An 18,965-nucleotide genomic window follows, 5' to 3' on the forward strand; every position below is an offset into this window, starting at 1 on the left:
CATGGAGCGTACTCTAGCACAGGTTACTAACCTGACTACTGACGATAAAAGCCAGAGCGAAGCTTCGGTTATTCTCGCAGCACAGCAGGGAGATAAGGTGGCGTATAAAACCCTTTATCACACCCATGTGGGGCGGGTTTACGCACTGTGTTTCCGGTTAACTGGCGATCGTGGTCTTGCAGAAGACGCCACGCAAGAAGTGTTTATTCAGTTGTGGTCGAAACTTGATAGGTTCGACGGACAAAGTCAGTTTTCTACCTGGTTACATAGTGTTTCTGCGAATGTCACTGTGTCTTATTTGCGAAAACAACGTAATTGGGTACAGCGTATGTTTAATATCGAATCTAGCCCGGCGATGGACATGCCAGCCGCTGCCGACAGTAGTCAAATAGATTTAGAAGCTTTAGTCGTCCGGTTGCCACAAAGAGCAAGAATGGTATTCGTATTACACGCGATTGAAGGGTATAGGCACGAAGAAATTGCCACAATGTTAGATATGGCGGTGGGGACCAGTAAAGCACAATTTCACCGAGCCAAACAACTGCTTAAAACGTGGATGGGGTGTGAAGATGACGAAATTTGATAAGACCTTGGACGCTGAAATTCAACGCTTGCCACAGCGCCGTGAGCCAGAAAGAGACTTATGGCGGGGTATTGAGCTTTCATTGCATTCAAAGGATTCCAAGGTACAAAACAAGGAAGAGAATAGCGTTGCTCAGGTATCCATTGCACCTTGGCTAGCAATGGCAGCAAGTATCATGCTAGTGAGTGTTATCTGGATTTATTCACCTGCTTTTACCTCAGGAGAAGGTGACTCTGATAGCACCAAGTTAACAGGAATAAATTCAGAGCAACCAGGTTCGCGGCAAGCCAACCCACCGCAATCAACTCCAAAGCAGTCAAAGCTTGCAGGCTATGCGCTGGTAGATGCGCTTAGTCAGCAACAAAACGAGCAAATGACAGCCCTTCTGGCAAGCTATGATAAAACACCAGAATTGAGCGAAAATTGGCAAGCCCAATTAGAAGAGTTAGATGATGCGGCCGGCGTAATTAGGGCAGCATTAAAAGATGATCCGAGTAATCGGGCATTACTTAAAATGCTACAACACGTATACCAACAGCAAATAACGTTAATTGAGCGAGTGCACGCGCCCAAATGGCAACAAATTTAAGGAATTATATTATGACCACAATACGCAAAACCTTGGCTAGTGTACTTTTTCATGGCGTGCTTATTAGCAGCTCACTATTGGCAGTATCAGCCCATGCAGGCGAGAAAATTGACCGTATGCTCGATGCCCCTAACAATGCAAAAATTGATATTGAACACGTTAATGGGGATGCTGAAATTAGAGGATGGGATAAGCCTCAGGTTCAGGTTACCGGAGAGCTTGGTGAAAACACGGAAGAATTTATCTTTGAGCAGCGGGGCAATGTCATTGTTATCCATGTAGAAGTGGAGAGAAGCGGGATGGATTGGTGGAAAAATAAAAGCAAAGTGAAAGGCGACGATCTGGTTATTTTTGTGCCGAAAACCAGCGATGTTAATTACACCGCGGTGAATGCAGACGTTGAAATAAGCGATATTACCCAAGGCGTTAATGTAGAAGTGGTGAATGGTGATGTGCTTATTAGCGATGTTGCAGACCGAGTTAAAGTTGAGTCGGTTAATGGCGATATTACGCTAAAAAACGTGAAGGGTAGACTGGATATTGAAACCGTAAATGGTGATGTAGAAGCTGCGCATTCAGGCCAAGAAGATGTATCTTTTGTAGCGGTTAATGGCGACTTGAAACTTGCCTCTACTAGCCCTGATGTAACGGTTGAAACGGTAAATGGCGGTATAGACCTCAAGCTAGAGAAAATAGACTCGCTAAGTGTGACTACGGTAAATGGAACAACTAACGCCCGCATGTATTTGAATAAAAATGGGCGATTGAACGCCAACTCAGTAGGCGGCGAACTGCATTTTAGTTTTCAACCTGAGGTCGCTGCCCAGTTTGATATTGAAACTCACGCCGGCGGAAAGATTACTAATAACGTGAGTAGCGATGAAGCTAAGAAACCTAAATACGGCCCAAGTAGCTGGCTACGATTTATCAACAACGATGGCTCTGCCAATGTTGATATCTCTACCGTTAATGGGCGAATTACAATTGATGCTCAATAGCAGCATGAAAGTGTAAGTTAATAAAGGTTATAAATAATGGGGGCATAGCCAAAGCGCGCTTTGTTTAATTAGCGCTTTAACATGCAACAGGCGCTTTGACATGAAAAAGCGGCTCTAGCTTGAAAAAGACGCTATAGCCCCCATATAGTAATTAAGCAACGACAGATTACTATTGCATTGCTGCAACGTCAGGTGGTGCTACATCGTCAGGTGGTGCTACATCACTTAACAGGCCAGTAATCTGTCTACCGCAGTTTTGTGTCTATTTACCCCACGCTTATGAACATAACGCCTATACCCGCGTCAGAATAGCTAAGTCAATATCCGCAAATAGCGCTAAATAATCAATAATTAGGGAAAGAGCTTTGAATATTCTTAGCCATTTTAAGCGTTTTTGGCGCTTTCACGGCCTCATTGCCGGCGCAATAAGTGTCAGTGTATTAACACTAGGATGCGCAGTAAAAGATCCTGCCTTCTTTGAAGGAACTTGGGTGGTGACAGAAGCCTACCAGCCAGGTATTTCAGCACAAAGTGAATCAGAAGCTGACGAGATGTTAGGTAGTTCGTTAGTCTATCGGTCAGACGGTGCACACTTAAATCAGCAAGCCTGTTTGTCACCTGAGTATTCCGAGAAGAAAATTGATGTAGCTGAAGTCGCCTTAAGTTTCAAAATTGACAGTGATTTACTTGGCTTTGATGATGGGAAGGTAACCCAAGTAGAACTTGTCTGTGAGAACGGAGCGCAAGAACTAGGTTCAGTATTGTTGTATCAAGAGCATAGTGTGGCGTACACGGTTTTTGATGGCACTTTTTTTCGTATTGAAAAAACTCTCTAAATTAACCTTTGAGTTTACCATTGTAGATTACCGTTTTTGGGGTAGCGTAGTTATGCGAGCCCTTACAAGACAAGCACTTCATTAAAATCTGTGTTCTCCTGCAAGGTTATTTAATACGACTAACCTTCATTTATGCTCTTATCCTCATTGTTCAACGTTGCGCAAAAGCGCATAATAGTGGGCCGTGCTTCAAGTAAATAGAGTAGGTAGTGTAAGTGGTATCCCCTCCAAAAGGCGATAATAGTGTAGAGAAGTTGAAAGTTCCCCCTCATAGTATTGAGGCTGAACAGTCTGTTCTTGGCAGTATGCTTATTGATCCAGAAAGTTGGGATAAAGTGGCGGAAGTCGTTACTGATACTGACTTTTACAATCGCTCTCACCAAACTATTTTTAGTGCTATTACTCGGTTACTGAACCGAAGTGCTCCGGTCGATCTTATCACCGTATCGGAAGAGCTTGAAAAGCATGATGAACTTGAAAATGCTGGCGGCTTCGCTTATCTCGGTGAATTAGCTAAAAATACGCCTAGTTCGGCAAACGTAAAGTCTTATGCACAAATTATCAGTGAACGTGCTATTACCCGTGAGCTTATTGGTGTAGCTCATGAGATTGCCGAAGTAGGGTATAACCCTGAAGGCCGCGACAGCGCGGATATCTTAGACTTAGCAGAAAGCAAAGTATTTGAAATTGCAGAACGCCGCACAGGTGAAAATGAAGGCCCTCGGGATGTAGAGGCAGTACTAGGTAAAACCATCGACCGTCTTGAAGTTTTGGTTAAAACCAATAAAGAAGTAACCGGTGTGACTACTGGCTTCACAGATTTAGATAAAAAGACCAGTGGTCTTCAACCTTCAGACTTAATTATTGTTGCTGCTCGTCCTTCAATGGGTAAAACCACGTTTGCCATGAACCTGGTCGAAAACGCCATGATGTCCGAAGAAAAGCCCGTATTAGTATTCAGTTTAGAGATGCCCTCTGAACAGATTATGATGCGTATGTTGGCGTCACTTAGTCGTGTTGATCAAACCAAAATTCGTACAGCTCAGCTAGATGACGAAGATTGGGCACGTATCTCAAACACGATGGCAATGTTGAAAGACAAAGACAGGCTGTTTGTTGATGATTCATCTGGTCTTACGCCAATGGATGTGAGAAGCCGAGCCAGAAAGCTGGCCCGTGAGCGTGGCGGCATTAGCTTAATCATGATTGATTACCTTCAACTTATGCGCGTACCGTCATTGAGTGACAATAGAACCTTGGAGATTGCTGAAATCTCCCGTTCACTTAAGGCGTTAGCAAAAGAGTTAGAAGTGCCTGTGGTTGCCCTGTCACAACTTAACCGAAGCCTAGAGCAACGGGCCGATAAACGACCTGTAAACTCAGATTTGCGTGAATCGGGCTCTATCGAGCAGGATGCCGACCTTATTATGTTTATCTACCGTGATGAGGTTTATCACGAGAACAGCGAAGAGAAGGGCGTAGCAGAGATAATTATAGGTAAACAACGTAACGGTCCTATCGGCACCAGTCGTCTTACTTTCCAAGGCCAGTTCTCTCGTTTTGACAATTATGCTGGTCCAGCAATGCCTGACGAATATTAATCGGGTAGAAAGGGTAGGTGTAGGTTCATTGCGACAGCAAAAGTAGTGAACATCAATAGAGGTTAGGCGTTAGACACAAGAGGCTAGACACACATGAGACTAGTCGTAAAAGAATAGACATAAAAAAAGGCGCCTCAAGGGCGCCTTTTTTGGGTCTGAGGGAAGCTTACTTCTCTTCAGGAACCTTAACAGTATCTTTAACAGTCACAGAGATGCGACGGTTAACACGATGTGCTTCGGCATTTTTACTAGAATCTAGTAAACGAGTCTCACCGTAACCAACAGTTTCTAAACGGCTAGCATCGATGTTGTACATATCTACCATAACTTCTTTGAAAGATGCAGCACGGTCTTCAGAAAGATCCATGTTGTATGCTTCAGAACCTGGTGCAGAAGTATGACCTTCAATTACCGCGGTAGTGTTAGTGTACTGCTTCATGAACTCAGCGAATTCAGAGATTTCTGGATCACGAGGTGCTTTAACAACAGAGCTTTCGTTGTCGAAAAGAACGCGTAGTGTAATTTCTACAGTCTCTTCGTCAAATACTGTACAACCTTTAGCGTCAACTTTAACGCCTGCAGCTGTGTCTGGGCACATGTCTTTCGAATCTACAACGCCATCGTTATCAGCATCTTTAAGTGCACAACCTTTAGCATCAACAACAGTACCTGCTGGTGTGTTAGGGCACTGGTCTACACTGTTAAGTACGCCGTCGTTATCGTTATCAATGCTACAACCTGTTGCGTCAACACGTACGCCAGCTGGCGTCATTGGACACTGGTCTTTACTATCAATTACGCCATCGCTGTCAGCATCTTTAGGTGCAGAAGGTGTAGATTTTCCGAAAGGAACCGCTAAACCAACTTTAACGCTGTAGTCGTTATAGTCTTCACCGAAATCATGGTAAGTAGCAATCTCTGTGATAATTTTAACAGAGTCAGCTAAATCCCAATGTTTACCGATACCGATGTTACCTAGTGTTGTTGAGTCGCCAACTGATTGACGTTTAACACCACCGAATAGGTACCATGCATCGTTAGGCATGAAATACATTGCATCAACACCTACCATTTCGCCATCTTCGCTTGTGCTTGAAGCTGTGCCGCCACGGTAATCTAGATCTAGAGCAGTAAATTCAACACGAGCTGCCCAGCTTTGTGTAAAGCGGAAACCGTATTCGAAAGCTACGCCTTGGCCATCATCGTAAACGCCTTCAGTCATTGGACGAGAAGCATCAGTGTTGTAATACATGCCTGAGATACCAAACCAGTTTTTGTAATCTGGCTCAGAAGAATCTTGTGCAAAAGCAGTTGATGAAAGTACGGCAAGCGAAAGTGCCGCTAATTTAAAGTGTTTTTTCATAGTCACATCCTGTTAAACGTTGAGTGATTATCGATTTATGATAATTCTAGCTTGTGCTTAGTAGTAGCTAAGCAATTTATATGCCGTTTTGTTATATAGGCGATCTAGCTAACCCTTGTAATGTGGCAATAATCGTTCTTTGGCCGCCAAAATCTCGGTGCTCGCCAAGCATGATGCCTTGCCAAGTACCAAGTTGTAGCCTCCCTTTCTCCACTGGTATTGAAACCTGACACCCCAGTAAACTAGACTTCAAATGGGCTGGCATATCATCACTACCTTCGTAAGTATGCCGGAAAAAGGGCAAATTTTCTTTTACACTATAGTTAAAGAAGGCCTCCATATCCGACCTAACAGTCGGATCTGCATTCTCATTTATGGTTAGACTTGCACTTGTATGCTTAAGCCATAAATGAAGAAGACCTACTTCAATGCTTTGCAGCATTGGTAAAGCGCTAATTATATACTCTGTTACTAGATGAAAGCCACGAGGAAATTCAGGTAGTGTAATATTTTCAGAGTACCAGGAATTATTTGTCAAAACAGATCTCTAAGTGCGCAAGCCCTTCATCGCACATAAAAGGTAATATTATCTTTGCTCCGCTCACCTGATGGCTAATGGTATGCTGCTTCCCAGACACAACAATAGGGGTAGCCATTCCAAACTCGAAGCCACGCTCAGCTAGGTCACGCTTGGCATTACCACAGATCATGTTGGTCACTTCACCCACCATATCACCTACTTCCGCATCAAGTTTTTCTGGGCGCTCACCCACCATGCGTTCCATAATAGTTAACGCCAAAGACTCTTCAAAAGTAATTGACATAGAACCGCGTACATTGGGGCCCACCATACCAATTAAACCTGAAACGTCTCCTTTAGCGACTTCACCCTGCTTACGCTTCGGTTTACCCGGAGTAAGCTTAGTTTGCGCCATGGTTTCCAATACATTGAGTAAACCAGCAATAAAAGGGTTAACGAAATCAGCATTCATGGGAGTGTTCCTTCTCTACGGTATTTTCCGTCTGTTGGCATTCAGAACAAAGTCCATGGGCTTCAATGGTTTGCTTTGACACTTTAAAGCCATTAGCTTGTGCCTGGCTATCTAGTGTCTCTTTTAAACCCTCAGACTGTATCTCAGCGACGTCACCGCAACTGTCGCAAATAAGGAACTGAACAGGGTGATTGCAACCAAAATGGTAGCAAGCAACAAAAGCATTGGTCGACTCTAAACGGTGGATAAATCCAAAGTCGAGTAAAAAGTCGAGAGCACGATAAACAGTAGCCGGTTTCGCACCAGACTCAGTTTCTTTTAACGCATCAAGCAATTCATATGCACCCATAGGCCCATGTTTAGAGACTAAAATTTCGTACACTTTCTCTCGAAGAGGGGTAAATCTAGCGCCTCTTTGCTCGCAGTATGCGCGTGCTTTATTGATAAGCGTGGCTTTATTCATTTATTGCTACCGTGGCTATTTACTTATTATATTGATTACGACTCAATTAATTACACAGATTAAACTAACGGCAATTAATCTGCGTTGGTATACATGTGTGCAATTAACTGATCTTCTAAAGCAAAGCGCTCTTCAAGAGTTTCACCAATATTAGCAAGCTCGCTGTCAAATACAGCTGCTTGTTCAATAGTAAGTGCCTCTGCGAATTTATCATTGAATTGTAAGGCTGAGTCGGTCGTTTGTGTAAGTTTTGGGTAAAGGCGTTGTTTCAAAGCCTTACCTTCTACTTCGTCATCAACCAGCATATCAAAAACCTCAAAATGCCCAGCGGAAAGGTAGTCCATTAGATTTTCACAAAAATTAGCAATGTCATTAGCTTCAGGTAATGACTCGCCTTGCTGGTTTAAACCTGCCAAATGACAATAAGAAACAAGCAGTGACTGTCTGGCTAAAAGCCAATTATCGACAGTATCGCTTTTCCCGCCCCATTTTACTTTTACCTTTTCTAACTGCTGTAACATGTCATGATCCTTTCAATCAGCGCTATTTAATCCAGCACCTGCTATTTACCAGCATTTAGCCCCTAGTATAACACTCAGCCTATACGACACAAATTGAACCCACCGAGTTGTCACAATTAAATATATGTTATCTTAACTTGTACATATTTAATGGGTGGGTAACAGTTTTATGATGATAAAGCGCAGCGATAGTGATATTGAAACTGAAATCGGGCAATGGATTATTTTTTCCAAAGGTCGAATTGTTATTCGTAAGGGCGAAATAAAAGTGCCCTTAGCACATATTAATGAATTCAGTTTTCTTGAAAATTATCGAGATGAGGTTCATCAACTTCCCCCCCTACACGAATCAGCCGAGCAAAATGAGCCTGTTTTTGTAGTAGATCTCGGCGCTGAAACGATAGAAGACGACCAATGGGAATCGGTATCGCTACGCCAAGTATTGTTTGAACAGCAAGATATGGGGTTTTCGATAATAGGTCGGGCGTGGCAGTATGTTCATTTTTTGAGGACCCATCAGTTTTGCGGTCAGTGTGGTTCGCATACTGAAAGAGTGAATTGGGAAATGGCAGTGCATTGTCATCGTTGCCACCATAGAAGTTACCCTCGAGTGTCTCCGTGTATCATTGTTTCAATCCACAATAATGAAAAGCTGCTCTTGGCAAAAGGGGTTCGTCATAAAGAAGCCAATATGTATTCAACCCTTGCTGGTTTTGTAGAAAGTGGTGAGAGCTTAGAAGAGGCTGTTCACCGTGAAGTATTTGAAGAAGTTGGGGTAAAGGTTAAAAACCTGCGTTACATCGATAGTCAGCCTTGGCCGTTTCCCCATTCAATAATGGTTGGGTTTATTGCTGAATATGAAAGTGGAGAAATTCGCTGTCAGGAAAATGAAATTGATGATGCACAATGGTTTAGTGTTGATGCTTTGCCAACCATTCCACCACCGTTTTCTATTGCAGGTAAGTTAATTGCACAGACACTGTCGCAATTGAAAGACAAATAAAAAACCCTGCATAAGCAGGGCTCTAATGAGTTTAGCACGGTCCCTTTTCGGGCTTCTTCATTGTTACTGGAACTATTAGTAGCAAAGACTTTTAATTAGTGCAAGTTTATTTTTCAGGTTTTTCAAGTATTGTTCGTCGCAATAATGTGACTTTGTATCGCAAGTCGCCAAATTACGACAGCTTTTTAACACAAAAGGGTGTGAATGCTGGTATAATTTCGCCGTTTGATTTTCTAATTTCAGGTGAATATATGTCGCAAAATGCTACCAGTGCTGCTAAACCCGCTTTAAAGAATGATCGCTACCTACGGGCTTTATCTAAGCAGCCTGTTGATGTCACCCCTGTATGGATGATGCGACAAGCTGGTCGCTATTTACCTGAGTACAAAGCAACGCGAGCAGTCGCTGGCGACTTTATGTCATTATGTAAAAATGCCGAACTTGCTTGTGAAGTGACTTTACAGCCTCTTCGTCGCTTTCCGTTAGATGCCGCTATTTTGTTTTCAGACATCCTTACTATTCCTGATGCTATGGGATTAGAGCTTTACTTTGAAACTGGCGAAGGTCCACGCTTTAAAAAGCCGATTACCTGTAAAGCCGATGTAGATAAGATTGGTTTGCCTGATCCAGAAGGCGAGTTGCAGTATGTAATGAATGCGGTACGTACCATTCGCCGTGAACTTAACGGCGATGTACCGTTAATCGGTTTTTCTGGTAGCCCTTGGACACTTGCCACGTACATGGTGGAAGGTGGTTCGAGTAAAGCCTTCACTAAAATTAAAAAAATGGCGTTTGCTGAGCCGGCGATTTTGCATGCTTTATTAGCAAAATTAGCAGACTCTGTAACTGAGTATTTAAATGCTCAGATTGCAGCGGGCGCACAATCGGTCATGATTTTCGATACGTGGGGCGGCGTGTTGTCACCACGAGATTATAAAGACTTCTCTTTACAGTACATGGCGCGTATTGTTGATGGACTTACTCGTGAAGCTGACGGCAGAAAAGTACCTGTTACTTTATTTACCAAGAACGGTGGTATGTGGTTGGAGTCTATTGCTGCTACTGGCTGTGACGCGGTAGGTTTGGATTGGACTATCGATATTGCAGAAGCTCGTGCTCGTATTGGGGATAAGGTAGCGTTGCAAGGCAATATGGACCCTTCCATGCTTTATGCATCGCCAGAAAGAATTCGTGAAGAAGTGAGCACTATCTTATCTGGATATGGCGAAGGTTCTGGTCATGTGTTTAACCTAGGTCACGGTATTCACTTAGATGTGCCACCAGAAAATGCGGGTGTATTTGTAAACTCAGTTCACGAACTGAGTGCGCCTTATCATAAGTAGCTATCTATAAATTGCTACAAACTTTAGTCGCTATATAAGTAGTTATATAAGCAGCTATGACTCGCTATTAAACTGGTAAGGAAATCATGAAACCCTGGGTTGTTATTGTACTCATTCTCTTTATTGCCGTGACTGGCTACCAGTTCGGCTACTACCACGGAAAGCTGGCAGGCTTTAACGTGGAAAAAGAGCGCTTGAATACAGTGCTGGAGCGTTCACGCACCACGGAAAGTAGCAACCTTAGGGTAATTAAAGCCACCCCTCAAATGTCGGGCGAAGCTGTGCCTCCAGAGCAAGAGGTTGATGAACAAGACGCTATGGAAACCGCGTCTGTTTCGCCAGTGATGGATGCTCCCGAATATGCTGAACCACCAATAACCGAACCAGTACTAACCGAGCCAGTTCTTAACGAAGCTAGTTCGGTCGCATCAATGAGCGCCACTCACAGCCTTTCAGACTTTGAGGCTCAAAACGAAATAACTGAATTTTTAGCCTTTCACCCCAGCAGTCAAAAGCTCACGCTTAACTCTTTTCAATGTACACAGTCAGAGTGCGAATTTACCGGGGAGTACTCGGGTAGTCACGCGGGGTTTGAGCGTATGCTTGAAGATTTAAAAGCACAATCGTGGTGGCAATTCGGTGAAATGTACGAAGTGAGTACGGTGGAAGAGGGAAGTAGCCAAATTGGGGTTAAGTTTTCTTCTCGCCCGGTTGTTGTCAGCGGTGCAACGACCTAGCGCTTTTGCATCTCGAACCCTGCGTTCTAATGCCTAATCATCGAACATCAAGCATCGAATCTGACATTTTAAAAACAGCGCTGCTTTACCGTTAAGCATCTCTTGGTAACCCTTTCTCTACTGCTCTGGTTAATCGTTTTTGTTGTCTATTCCCTTTTTCTTCTAATTTGCCTTCTAGTTTATCGTCTAAGCCCAATCCTGATTTTTTATTAACTTGTTGCGCCAACGCCCATTCAATATGCCTATCGACTTTCTCGCTAACCCACCCAAGGTTTGCTTGCAGTGCGTTAATCGTCAGTTCGCTGTAGGGCGCATTACCTAAAGCTACTGCAATATTACGCTGCCACTTTTCAAACCCAATCCGGCGAATAGGTGAGCCTTCAGTGTTGGCCAAAAAGGTCGCTTCATCCCATGAAAAGAGGGTTGTTAAGCTTTGGCCGTGTAAAACCTCTCTGGGATGGAAATCTTCTTCTTCAGTGATGTCTGCGTAACGGTTCCACGGGCAAATAAGCTGGCAATCGTCACAACCATAAATTCGATTACCCATTAAAGGGCGGAGTTCTTCGGGAATATCCTTATCAGACTCAATAGTAAGGTAGGAAATGCAGCGCCTAGCGTCTACTTTATAAGGCGCTACTATTGCATTAGTAGGGCATATGGTTAAACAGGCTGTGCAAGTACCACAACCTTCTTCGATGGGGGTATCGATGGGCAAGGGGACATTAATAAAAAGCTCGCCTAAAAAGAACCACGAACCTGCTTCTTTATTAATGGTTAAGCTGTGTTTTCCTGTCCAACCTATTCCCGCTTTCTCTGCAATAGCGTGTTCCAATACCGGCGCTGAATCCACAAAAGGGCGATACTGGGTGTCACTAAGCGCGGTAGAAATTTTTTCACCCAATTGCTTCAAGCGCTTGCGCAGAACCTTGTGATAATCTCTACCAAGAGCATATCGGCTTATATAGCCTGTGTTTGGTTGGCTTAAGTGTTTTGCAAATGAGGCATCGGGTGGAAGGTAGTTCATGCGCACACTAATAACTCGCAATGTACCCGGTACGAGTTCGTCGGGGCGAGCTCGCTTCATGCCATGGTTTGCCATAAAGGCCATGTCGCCGTGATAGCCGTTCTCTAACCATTCCGTTAGATGGGCTTCATGCTGATGTAAATCAATGTCGCTAATACCAACTTGCTGAAAGCCTAGCGCGCGGCCCCAAGCCTTGATATCTTGGGTCAATTGAATTAGGTCGATAGAATTAATAGTGGACATGTACTTATGCTAGATACTCAACTCACCTCAAGTTTATCATACAAACTGTTTCGGGCCGATCAGGTCAGAGAAAATGAAGCTGAAGCAGCAGCTCAATCTGGCTGTGATATGTTCACATTGATGCAGCGTGCTGGCGATGCGGTATTTGAACAGTGCCAAAGTTTGTTCGCTAATTCAGAAGTGTATTTAATTCTGTTAGGCCAAGGAAATAATGCTGGCGACGGTTACATAACTGCACTGAATGCAAAAAAAGCAGGTAAAACCGTGTATGTCTGCGCTATTGAACCAAATCGCGTGCTAGAAGGCGATGCGGGCACCGCCCAGCAACAATGGAAAGACGCAGGGGGCAAAATTAAGCCTTTCGATGCTGCGCTAATTGAAAAAGCAGATGTGGTGATAGATGCCCTTCTAGGTACAGGTATTAACAGCTATATTCGCAACGAATTTGCCGATGTTATTGATGCCATCAATGATTCAACCACGCCCGTAGTCAGTATAGACGTGCCTTCAGGGCTAGACGCTAACACGGGCCAAAGCCTAGGGCGCTGCGTAGAGGCAGATGTCACTGTGACCTTTGTCGGTATCAAACCTGGTTTAGTTACCGGTGCAGGTAAACAATCTTGCGGTAAATTGGTTTACGCCGATTTAGGAATAGGGAAAGCTTTTCAAACTTTAGCGAAAGCCAGCGCAACGTTATTAAATATTGAGCACTTTAAAGGCATGGGGCCTCGTGATGTACATAGCCATAAGGGGACTTATGGCAGATTACTGTGTGTGGGCGGAAACTGCGGTACGGCAGGCGCTATTCGGTTAGCCGGTGAAGCGGCGCTACGAAGTGGTGCGGGAATGGTACGGGTTTATACACATGAAGACTCTACCATTCAAGTCAGTGCTGGTCGCCCTGAATTAATGGTGACATCCAGTCATTTAGATGATGCATTAGCGTGGGCATCATGTGTTGTATTAGGCCCAGGTCTTGGTCAAGATGAATGGTCAGAAAGCGTATTTACCGCTGTACTAAAACACTGTCAAAGTGAAAACAAACCTATCGTTATTGATGCTGACGCACTGAATCTCTTATGCAAGCAGTCTACGGCTTATACTCTAGAACACTGCGTGCTAACGCCTCATGCCGGTGAAGCGGGTCGATTGCTAGGGGTATCCGTTGAAGATGTCGAAAGTGACCGCTTCAATTACGCCAGACAATGTTCACAGCGCTATCACGCGGTGTGTGTTTTAAAAGGCGCAGGTACGCTTATCGATAACGAAAAGAAAACCTGGGTTTGCCGACACGGTAACCCAGGCATGGCCACCGCGGGCAGTGGTGATGTGCTAAGCGGAATATTAGGCGCACTGATGGCACAAGGTTTAAGTGTAGATATTGCCGCTAAATATGGCGTGGTGCTGCATGCTAAGGCTGGAGATGATATTGCCCAGCTTTATGGACAACGTGGTATGATAGCCAGTGATCTCTTTGACGCAGTACGTGCGTTAATTAATCAGTAAGTAGATGGTAGAGGCTGGTTTCGGCTTACTGCCTATATCAGCCTTTTAGTTTGGTTATGTGGAACGTTAAAAAGATGTCTTACCCACACTCTTCATTTTTTGCTGCAAGCCCAGAAGATACGTCAGCAATGGCAAAAGATTTGGCGAATGCTGTAGCGGCTCAGCAGCCTATCGATACCGTTATTTTTTTAAATGGTGATTTAGGGGCGGGGAAAACCACCTTTAGCCGGTATTTCATTCAAGCATTAGGGCATGAAGGCAATGTGAAAAGCCCTACCTACACCTTGGTGGAACCTTACGAATTAGACAATGTCTCAATTTATCATTTCGATTTGTATCGTTTAGCCGATCCAGAAGAACTTGAATTCATGGGTATTCGAGATTATTTCGGTTCCGGAAACATAGCGCTTATAGAATGGTCAGAAAATGGTGCGGAATACTTGGCATCCCCCGATATTGTGATTAGTATAAATATTGTGCCAACTGGTCGTCAGTTCAGTATTGAAGCGGCAAGCGTTAAAGGTGCAAAAGTATTGCAAGGCTGTAAAACGCTATAATAGTAAAAATACGCAAATAATAACGACGATAAGCTTGTGACAACAAGCAAGGTAAATGCGCAATTTTCATGCGCACAATAAAGGCGAAGTATGGTACGTAAAATTCTATTGGTAATGTGCATGTGGGTGGTAGTACAGACTGTCCACGCCGCACAGAACCAAATTGATGGCTTAAGACTTTGGCCCTCTCCAGATAACACGCGAATTGTTCTCGATATGTCGTCTGCGCCTGAATTCACTTACTTTTTGCTTAAAAATCCAAATCGATTGGTCATCGATTTATCGAATACCAGCGATAGCAAGGCGTTATCTCTACAATCTGAGTCTGGCGACTTGATAAGTAAGGTACGTTATTCCACCCCTAAGAACAAAAACTCTGCTCGTGTGGTTATTGAATTAACTCGCGCAGCATCGCCGTCACTGTTTGCTATGGCGCCAGATAAACCTCATGGCCATAGATTAGTGATTGATTTGGCCGACGGCGGGGGATCTTCTTCGAGCCAATCGTCGTCAAATTCATCAAAGCCATCAGTGGTACTCGATGGTTCAAGCAGTCATCGAAACAGAGATATCATAGTGGCAATTGATGCGGGCCATGGCGGAGGCGATCCAGGCTCCATTGGGCCGGCAGGCACGTATGAAAAGCATATTACGTTAAGTATTGCTAAAAAGCTTGAAGCCATGATTAATGGTGAGCGCGGTATGCGGGCCATTATGACCCGCAGCGGTGACTATTACGTATCGCCTAATAAGCGACCAGAATTAGCCCGTAAGCAAAAAGCGGATTTATTAATATCCATTCACGCTGATGCATTTAGCCAACCGCAACCTAAAGGTGGTTCGGTATGGGTGTTATCTATGCGTCGCGCCGATACTGAACTGGGGCGTTGGCTAGAAAAGTCAGAACGTCACTCTGAATTACTGGGTGGCGCAGCGGAAGTTATTAGCGATAAATCGAGCGAACGGTATCTGGCAGAAACTATCCTTGGGTTATCGATGGATCACAGTATGGCGACCAGCCATGATTTGGGTAACAAAGTGATTGAGGAAATGAAGCAGGTAACGTCATTGCATAAACGTTCGCCTCAAGCAGCAAGCTTTGCAGTACTAACTGCTCCCGATATCCCTTCAATTTTGGTTGAAGTTGGGTTTATATCTAACCCTCAAGAAGAGAAAAATCTCAACTGGGGTAAACACAGAGAAAAGCTGGCTAAGGCTATGTTTACTGCTGCAAAGCGTTATTTCAAACAAGTGCCTCCAGATGGCACCTTGTGGGCACTTGAACGTGCAGATAGTCGAACTCATACTGTGCGAAGCGGCGAGTCGCTTTCTCTCCTTGCGCAGCGCTACAATGTGAATGTTAGCCGCTTAAAAGCAGCCAATAACCTAAATAGTGACGTTGTAAGAATTGGGCAAGTACTGACAATTCCAAGAACCTAACGTTACGTTAATCAATTTCTACCTACGAGTTTCTTTTGTCTATACAATTATTATCGCCACAATTGGCCAACCAAATTGCCGCAGGGGAAGTGGTTGAACGCCCCGCGTCCGTAGTTAAAGAATTATTAGAAAACAGCCTTGATGCAGGCGCTGATAGAATAGAAATAGATATTGAGAAAGGCGGCCACAAACGCATCCGTTTAAAAGATAACGGCGGCGGCATTGCTAAAGATGAATTGCAACTGGCCCTTAGCCGTCATGCAACGAGTAAAATATCGACACTGGACGATTTAGAGCGAATTTTATCGTTAGGCTTTCGTGGTGAGGCTCTAGCTAGTATCAGTTCAGTAAGCCGCCTTACGCTTACATCTAAAACAGAAGACCAAAGTGAAGCATGGCAGGCCTACTGCGAAGGCCGAGAAATGGCGGTTAATATTCAGCCTGCGGCACACCCAAAAGGAACTACCATTGATGTGGCAGACCTTTTTTACAATACGCCAGCAAGGCGCAAATTTCTTCGTGCCGAAAAAACCGAATTTCAACACATTGAAGATGTAGTAAAGCGAATTGCCCTAAGTTACCCTCATGCTAGCTTTATTCTTAAACATAACGGCAAGACCACTAAGCGATTTATTGCCGATAAACAGGGCAGGTTACCGCCAAGAATTGCCGCTGTAGTAGGGCAAAAATTTATTGATAATGCCGTTCATATAAATGTTGAATATGAAGGGATAACCATGAGCGCATGGCTGGGTAGCGAAGTTATGCTGCGCAGTAGTAATGATTGCCAGTTTAGTTTTGTCAATGGGCGGGGTATGCGCGACAAACTCATCATGCACGCTATTAGGCAAGCATATGAAAGTGTGTGGGGCGTATTAGAACAACCTTCGTTTGTGGTTTATCTTACGCTGGATCCAAAGGATGTAGACGTAAACGTGCATCCCGCAAAGCATGAAGTTCGCTTTCAGCAGGGCAGGTTAGTGCATGACTTCATTTGTAAAACCGTATGCGATGCCTTGTACTCTATTACTGATTCACATTCGGATGGTGCAACGGAACATGGTATTTCTGATACCGGCCGAGCCAGTACTGAAAGCAACAACCAACATGAATCTTCCAATTCGAATGAGCCTGTTAGCTTTAATCCCGCGCAAGAAAGCCACGATTATATTCGTCCATTAGGGCATTCGCCGGCGTCATCTTTTCCTACTGATTCTTCATATCAAGGGGCAAACGTAGGCTCAGGTGTGAGAACAGCTTCAGCAGGTGGTACTTCAAATCAGCGACAATCGAGAGCGCCTACCGCTGCCTATCAATCTAACTTTAATCGGTTGATGACGCCAAACAGAGACACATCAGGTAATGAAAGCTTTGAGCAGAGCCAACAGAATATACATTTTGCGATAACCCCTTATTGTAGAATTTACTCACTTAAAGAAAATGTTTACTTAGTTGATGTCAAATCTTTTGCTCACGTGTACTTACAAAGCATGTTTGAAGCCGCGGAACATTCGCAACCGCTACTGATGCCAGTGGCCATTGAGATGTCACAAGTAGCGCCGAGCAAACTTGACTCTCTTAGCGCTCTTAACTTTGAAATTAACCAAGTAGCGGGGAAGTACAGGCTGCAACAAGTACCCGCTGGTACGCGGCATTTCCCTTGGATACGCTGGTTTGAAAGGCTACTAGAAAGTGACGTTTCAGATGACGACGGAAGTTATCACCTGATGATTGCTGACAATCAAGATTTCGATGAAACCCTGTGCGCTCAGCTATGGTACTGGTTGGATGAGCAAAACGAGCTGAAACGATGGGAATATATTGAACGATTTGGTAAAGTGCGCTCGATAGACAACCTGCTGACATCATGGGGAAATGACCATGGTTAGTGGCATAAAATCTGCATCTTCTCAGTTACCTGTTATTTCCATCATGGGTCCAACAGCGTCAGGTAAGACAGGTTTGTCTTTGGCGCTAGCTGAAATGATGGACTGCGAAATTATCAGCGTTGACTCAGCTTTAGTCTACACTGATATGAACATTGGTACGGCGAAACCAACGGCAGCTGAGAAATCGGCAGTTCCCCATCATCTTATTGATATTATCGATCCTGCGGACAGTTACTCTGTTTCCCAGTTTTGCAATGATGCGGTGAGGCTTATTGAAGAGATTCATAGCCGAAATAGGGTGCCTATTTTGGCTGGTGGTACAATGATGTACTTTAACGCCTTGATAAATGGAATTTCGCCACTACCTAAGTCAGATGAAAAGATACGTAGTGAAATAGCCAGTGAAGCTGAAGTGTCGGGTTGGCAGACATTGCATGACGAACTTTGCAGAGTGGACCCTATTAGCGGTGACAGAATTCACCCTAATGACCCTCAACGACTAACCCGCGCATTAGAAGTATTTCGTGGAACGGGTAAGACACTAACAGAATGGCAAAACGAGAAAGGCAGTCCCTGCCCTTACGAGATTAGCCAATTTGCTATTGCTCCAGAAGATAGAAGCGTTCTACATGAACGAATTGCTAAGCGATTCGACATGATGTTAGACGATGGTTTTGAAAAAGAAGTTAAGCGGTTGTTTGAACGGGGCGATCTTCACGAAGATTTACCGTCAATTCGCTCGGTTGGCTATAGACAGATGTGGCAGTACTTAGATGGCCAATTATCCTACGAGCAAATGCGCGAAAGAGGCATTATTGCGACTAGGCAGCTCGCTAAGCGTCAGCTTACGTGGCTGAGGGGTTGGGAAAACCTCACTTGGCTTGACACATTTTGTAAAGATAATTTGACTAAAATTACAGCGAAAGTCACACTCTAATAAGTTGAGTGTGGTATACATTAGACGTGCAGTGGCCGTGAGTAAGGGCCACGAATAATAAAAACTAAGGATATCAAATGGCTAAAGGGCAATCTTTACAAGACCCATTCTTAAATGCATTACGCAAGGAGCGTATCCCAGTATCTATTTATCTGGTAAACGGCATTAAATTACAGGGACAAGTCGAATCATTTGATCAGTTCGTGATTCTACTTAAAAATACAGTAAGCCAAATGGTGTATAAGCACGCTATTTCTACCGTTGTTCCCGCTCGCGCGATTACTATGCCGAGCGCTACAGGAGAATCTGAAAATACTAAAGCTGAATAAATTAAAAGGTA

The 18,965-nt window shown here is 44.1% G+C and carries 20 protein-coding genes; 14 read left to right on the top strand and 6 right to left on the bottom strand.

Translation table 11 applies throughout. The annotated features are described in order from the left end of the window. Window position 1: 1 nt before the first annotated feature. The 5 genes from Q4561_RS15775 to dnaB all read left to right on the top strand — a co-directional run bounded on the left by Q4561_RS15775 (window position 2) and on the right by dnaB (window position 4,607). A complete protein-coding gene (locus tag Q4561_RS15775) occupies window positions 2-583 on the top strand; it encodes an RNA polymerase sigma factor (protein ID WP_303461894.1) in 582 nt (193 codons plus the stop codon). Continuing rightward, entirely contained in the window at window positions 570-1,172 is a 603-nt protein-coding gene (locus tag Q4561_RS15780; protein ID WP_303461896.1) for a hypothetical protein, read from the top strand. The genes Q4561_RS15775 and Q4561_RS15780 overlap by 14 nt, the downstream gene beginning before the upstream one ends. Window positions 1,173-1,183: 11 nt before the next feature. Continuing rightward, a complete protein-coding gene (locus Q4561_RS15785; RefSeq protein WP_303461898.1) occupies window positions 1,184-2,170 on the top strand; it encodes a DUF4097 family beta strand repeat-containing protein in 987 nt (328 codons plus the stop codon). Window positions 2,171-2,535: 365 nt separating this feature from the next. Next, complete coding sequence (locus Q4561_RS15790) at window positions 2,536-3,006, top strand: hypothetical protein (protein ID WP_303461900.1); 471 nt, start codon at window positions 2,536-2,538, stop codon at window positions 3,004-3,006. Window positions 3,007-3,221: 215 nt separating this feature from the next. Then, entirely contained in the window at window positions 3,222-4,607 is a 1,386-nt protein-coding gene (dnaB, locus tag Q4561_RS15795) for a replicative DNA helicase (protein ID WP_303461901.1), read from the top strand. Between the two features lie 166 nt (window positions 4,608-4,773). Here dnaB and Q4561_RS15800 read toward each other — a convergent pair whose 3' ends face one another. The 5 genes from Q4561_RS15800 to rsd form a co-directional block, all read right to left on the bottom strand. Further along, window positions 4,774-5,970 (bottom strand): OmpA family protein, encoded by a 1,197-nt coding sequence (locus tag Q4561_RS15800; protein ID WP_303461903.1) that lies wholly within the window; start codon window positions 5,968-5,970, stop codon window positions 4,774-4,776. A gap of 91 nt (window positions 5,971-6,061) precedes the next feature. Continuing rightward, window positions 6,062-6,508 (bottom strand): secondary thiamine-phosphate synthase enzyme YjbQ, encoded by a 447-nt coding sequence (locus Q4561_RS15805; protein ID WP_303461905.1) that lies wholly within the window; start codon window positions 6,506-6,508, stop codon window positions 6,062-6,064. Next, window positions 6,498-6,962, bottom strand: coding sequence for a chemotaxis protein CheX (locus tag Q4561_RS15810; protein ID WP_303461907.1), 465 nt, complete (start codon window positions 6,960-6,962; stop codon window positions 6,498-6,500). The genes Q4561_RS15805 and Q4561_RS15810 overlap by 11 nt, the downstream gene beginning before the upstream one ends. After that, window positions 6,952-7,425, bottom strand: a complete 474-nt coding sequence (locus Q4561_RS15815; RefSeq protein WP_303461909.1) for a transcriptional repressor — start codon at window positions 7,423-7,425, stop codon at window positions 6,952-6,954. The genes Q4561_RS15810 and Q4561_RS15815 overlap by 11 nt, the downstream gene beginning before the upstream one ends. A 74-nt stretch (window positions 7,426-7,499) precedes the next feature. Next, a complete protein-coding gene (gene rsd, locus Q4561_RS15820) occupies window positions 7,500-7,946 on the bottom strand; it encodes a sigma D regulator (protein ID WP_303461911.1) in 447 nt (148 codons plus the stop codon). Window positions 7,947-8,115: 169 nt separating this feature from the next. Between rsd and nudC the strand changes: the two genes are divergently transcribed. The 3 genes from nudC to Q4561_RS15835 all read left to right on the top strand — a co-directional run bounded on the left by nudC (window position 8,116) and on the right by Q4561_RS15835 (window position 11,029). Then, entirely contained in the window at window positions 8,116-8,949 is an 834-nt protein-coding gene (gene nudC, locus Q4561_RS15825; protein WP_303461913.1) for an NAD(+) diphosphatase, read from the top strand. Window positions 8,950-9,200: 251 nt separating this feature from the next. Continuing rightward, window positions 9,201-10,292, top strand: a complete 1,092-nt coding sequence (gene hemE, locus Q4561_RS15830; RefSeq protein WP_303461953.1) for a uroporphyrinogen decarboxylase — start codon at window positions 9,201-9,203, stop codon at window positions 10,290-10,292. A gap of 86 nt (window positions 10,293-10,378) precedes the next feature. Then, window positions 10,379-11,029 carry a hypothetical protein gene (locus tag Q4561_RS15835; protein WP_303461915.1) on the top strand — a complete coding sequence of 217 codons (651 nt, stop codon included), beginning with the start codon at window positions 10,379-10,381 and terminating at the stop codon, window positions 11,027-11,029. Window positions 11,030-11,120: 91 nt separating this feature from the next. On the opposite strand, the gene queG is transcribed toward Q4561_RS15835, so the two are convergent. Next, window positions 11,121-12,296: a tRNA epoxyqueuosine(34) reductase QueG gene (queG, locus tag Q4561_RS15840; protein ID WP_303461917.1), complete on the bottom strand. Its 1,176-nt coding sequence runs from the start codon at window positions 12,294-12,296 to the stop codon at window positions 11,121-11,123. Between the two features lie 6 nt (window positions 12,297-12,302). On the opposite strand from queG, the gene Q4561_RS15845 reads away from it, so the two are divergent. The 6 genes from Q4561_RS15845 to hfq all read left to right on the top strand — a co-directional run bounded on the left by Q4561_RS15845 (window position 12,303) and on the right by hfq (window position 18,954). Beyond that, a complete protein-coding gene (locus Q4561_RS15845; protein ID WP_303461919.1) occupies window positions 12,303-13,802 on the top strand; it encodes an NAD(P)H-hydrate dehydratase in 1,500 nt (499 codons plus the stop codon). Between the two features lie 74 nt (window positions 13,803-13,876). Then, window positions 13,877-14,359: a tRNA (adenosine(37)-N6)-threonylcarbamoyltransferase complex ATPase subunit type 1 TsaE gene (gene tsaE, locus Q4561_RS15850; protein WP_303461920.1), complete on the top strand. Its 483-nt coding sequence runs from the start codon at window positions 13,877-13,879 to the stop codon at window positions 14,357-14,359. A 90-nt stretch (window positions 14,360-14,449) separates the two neighbouring features. Next, window positions 14,450-15,799, top strand: a complete 1,350-nt coding sequence (locus tag Q4561_RS15855; RefSeq protein WP_303461922.1) for an N-acetylmuramoyl-L-alanine amidase — start codon at window positions 14,450-14,452, stop codon at window positions 15,797-15,799. Between the two features lie 35 nt (window positions 15,800-15,834). Beyond that, the gene (gene mutL, locus Q4561_RS15860; protein ID WP_303461924.1) at window positions 15,835-17,688 is read left to right on the top strand and encodes a DNA mismatch repair endonuclease MutL; all 1,854 of its coding nucleotides are present in this window, start codon (window positions 15,835-15,837) and stop codon (window positions 17,686-17,688) included. Then, a complete protein-coding gene (gene miaA, locus Q4561_RS15865; protein WP_303461925.1) occupies window positions 17,681-18,625 on the top strand; it encodes a tRNA (adenosine(37)-N6)-dimethylallyltransferase MiaA in 945 nt (314 codons plus the stop codon). The genes mutL and miaA overlap by 8 nt, the downstream gene beginning before the upstream one ends. 77 nt (window positions 18,626-18,702) lie before the next feature. Then, the gene (hfq, locus tag Q4561_RS15870; protein ID WP_013786373.1) at window positions 18,703-18,954 is read left to right on the top strand and encodes an RNA chaperone Hfq; all 252 of its coding nucleotides are present in this window, start codon (window positions 18,703-18,705) and stop codon (window positions 18,952-18,954) included. Window positions 18,955-18,965: the final 11 nt, after the last annotated feature.

This window comes from Alteromonas sp. 1_MG-2023, from assembly GCF_030547075.1.
In the GTDB taxonomy this organism is placed as follows: Bacteria; Pseudomonadota; Gammaproteobacteria; order Enterobacterales; family Alteromonadaceae; genus Alteromonas.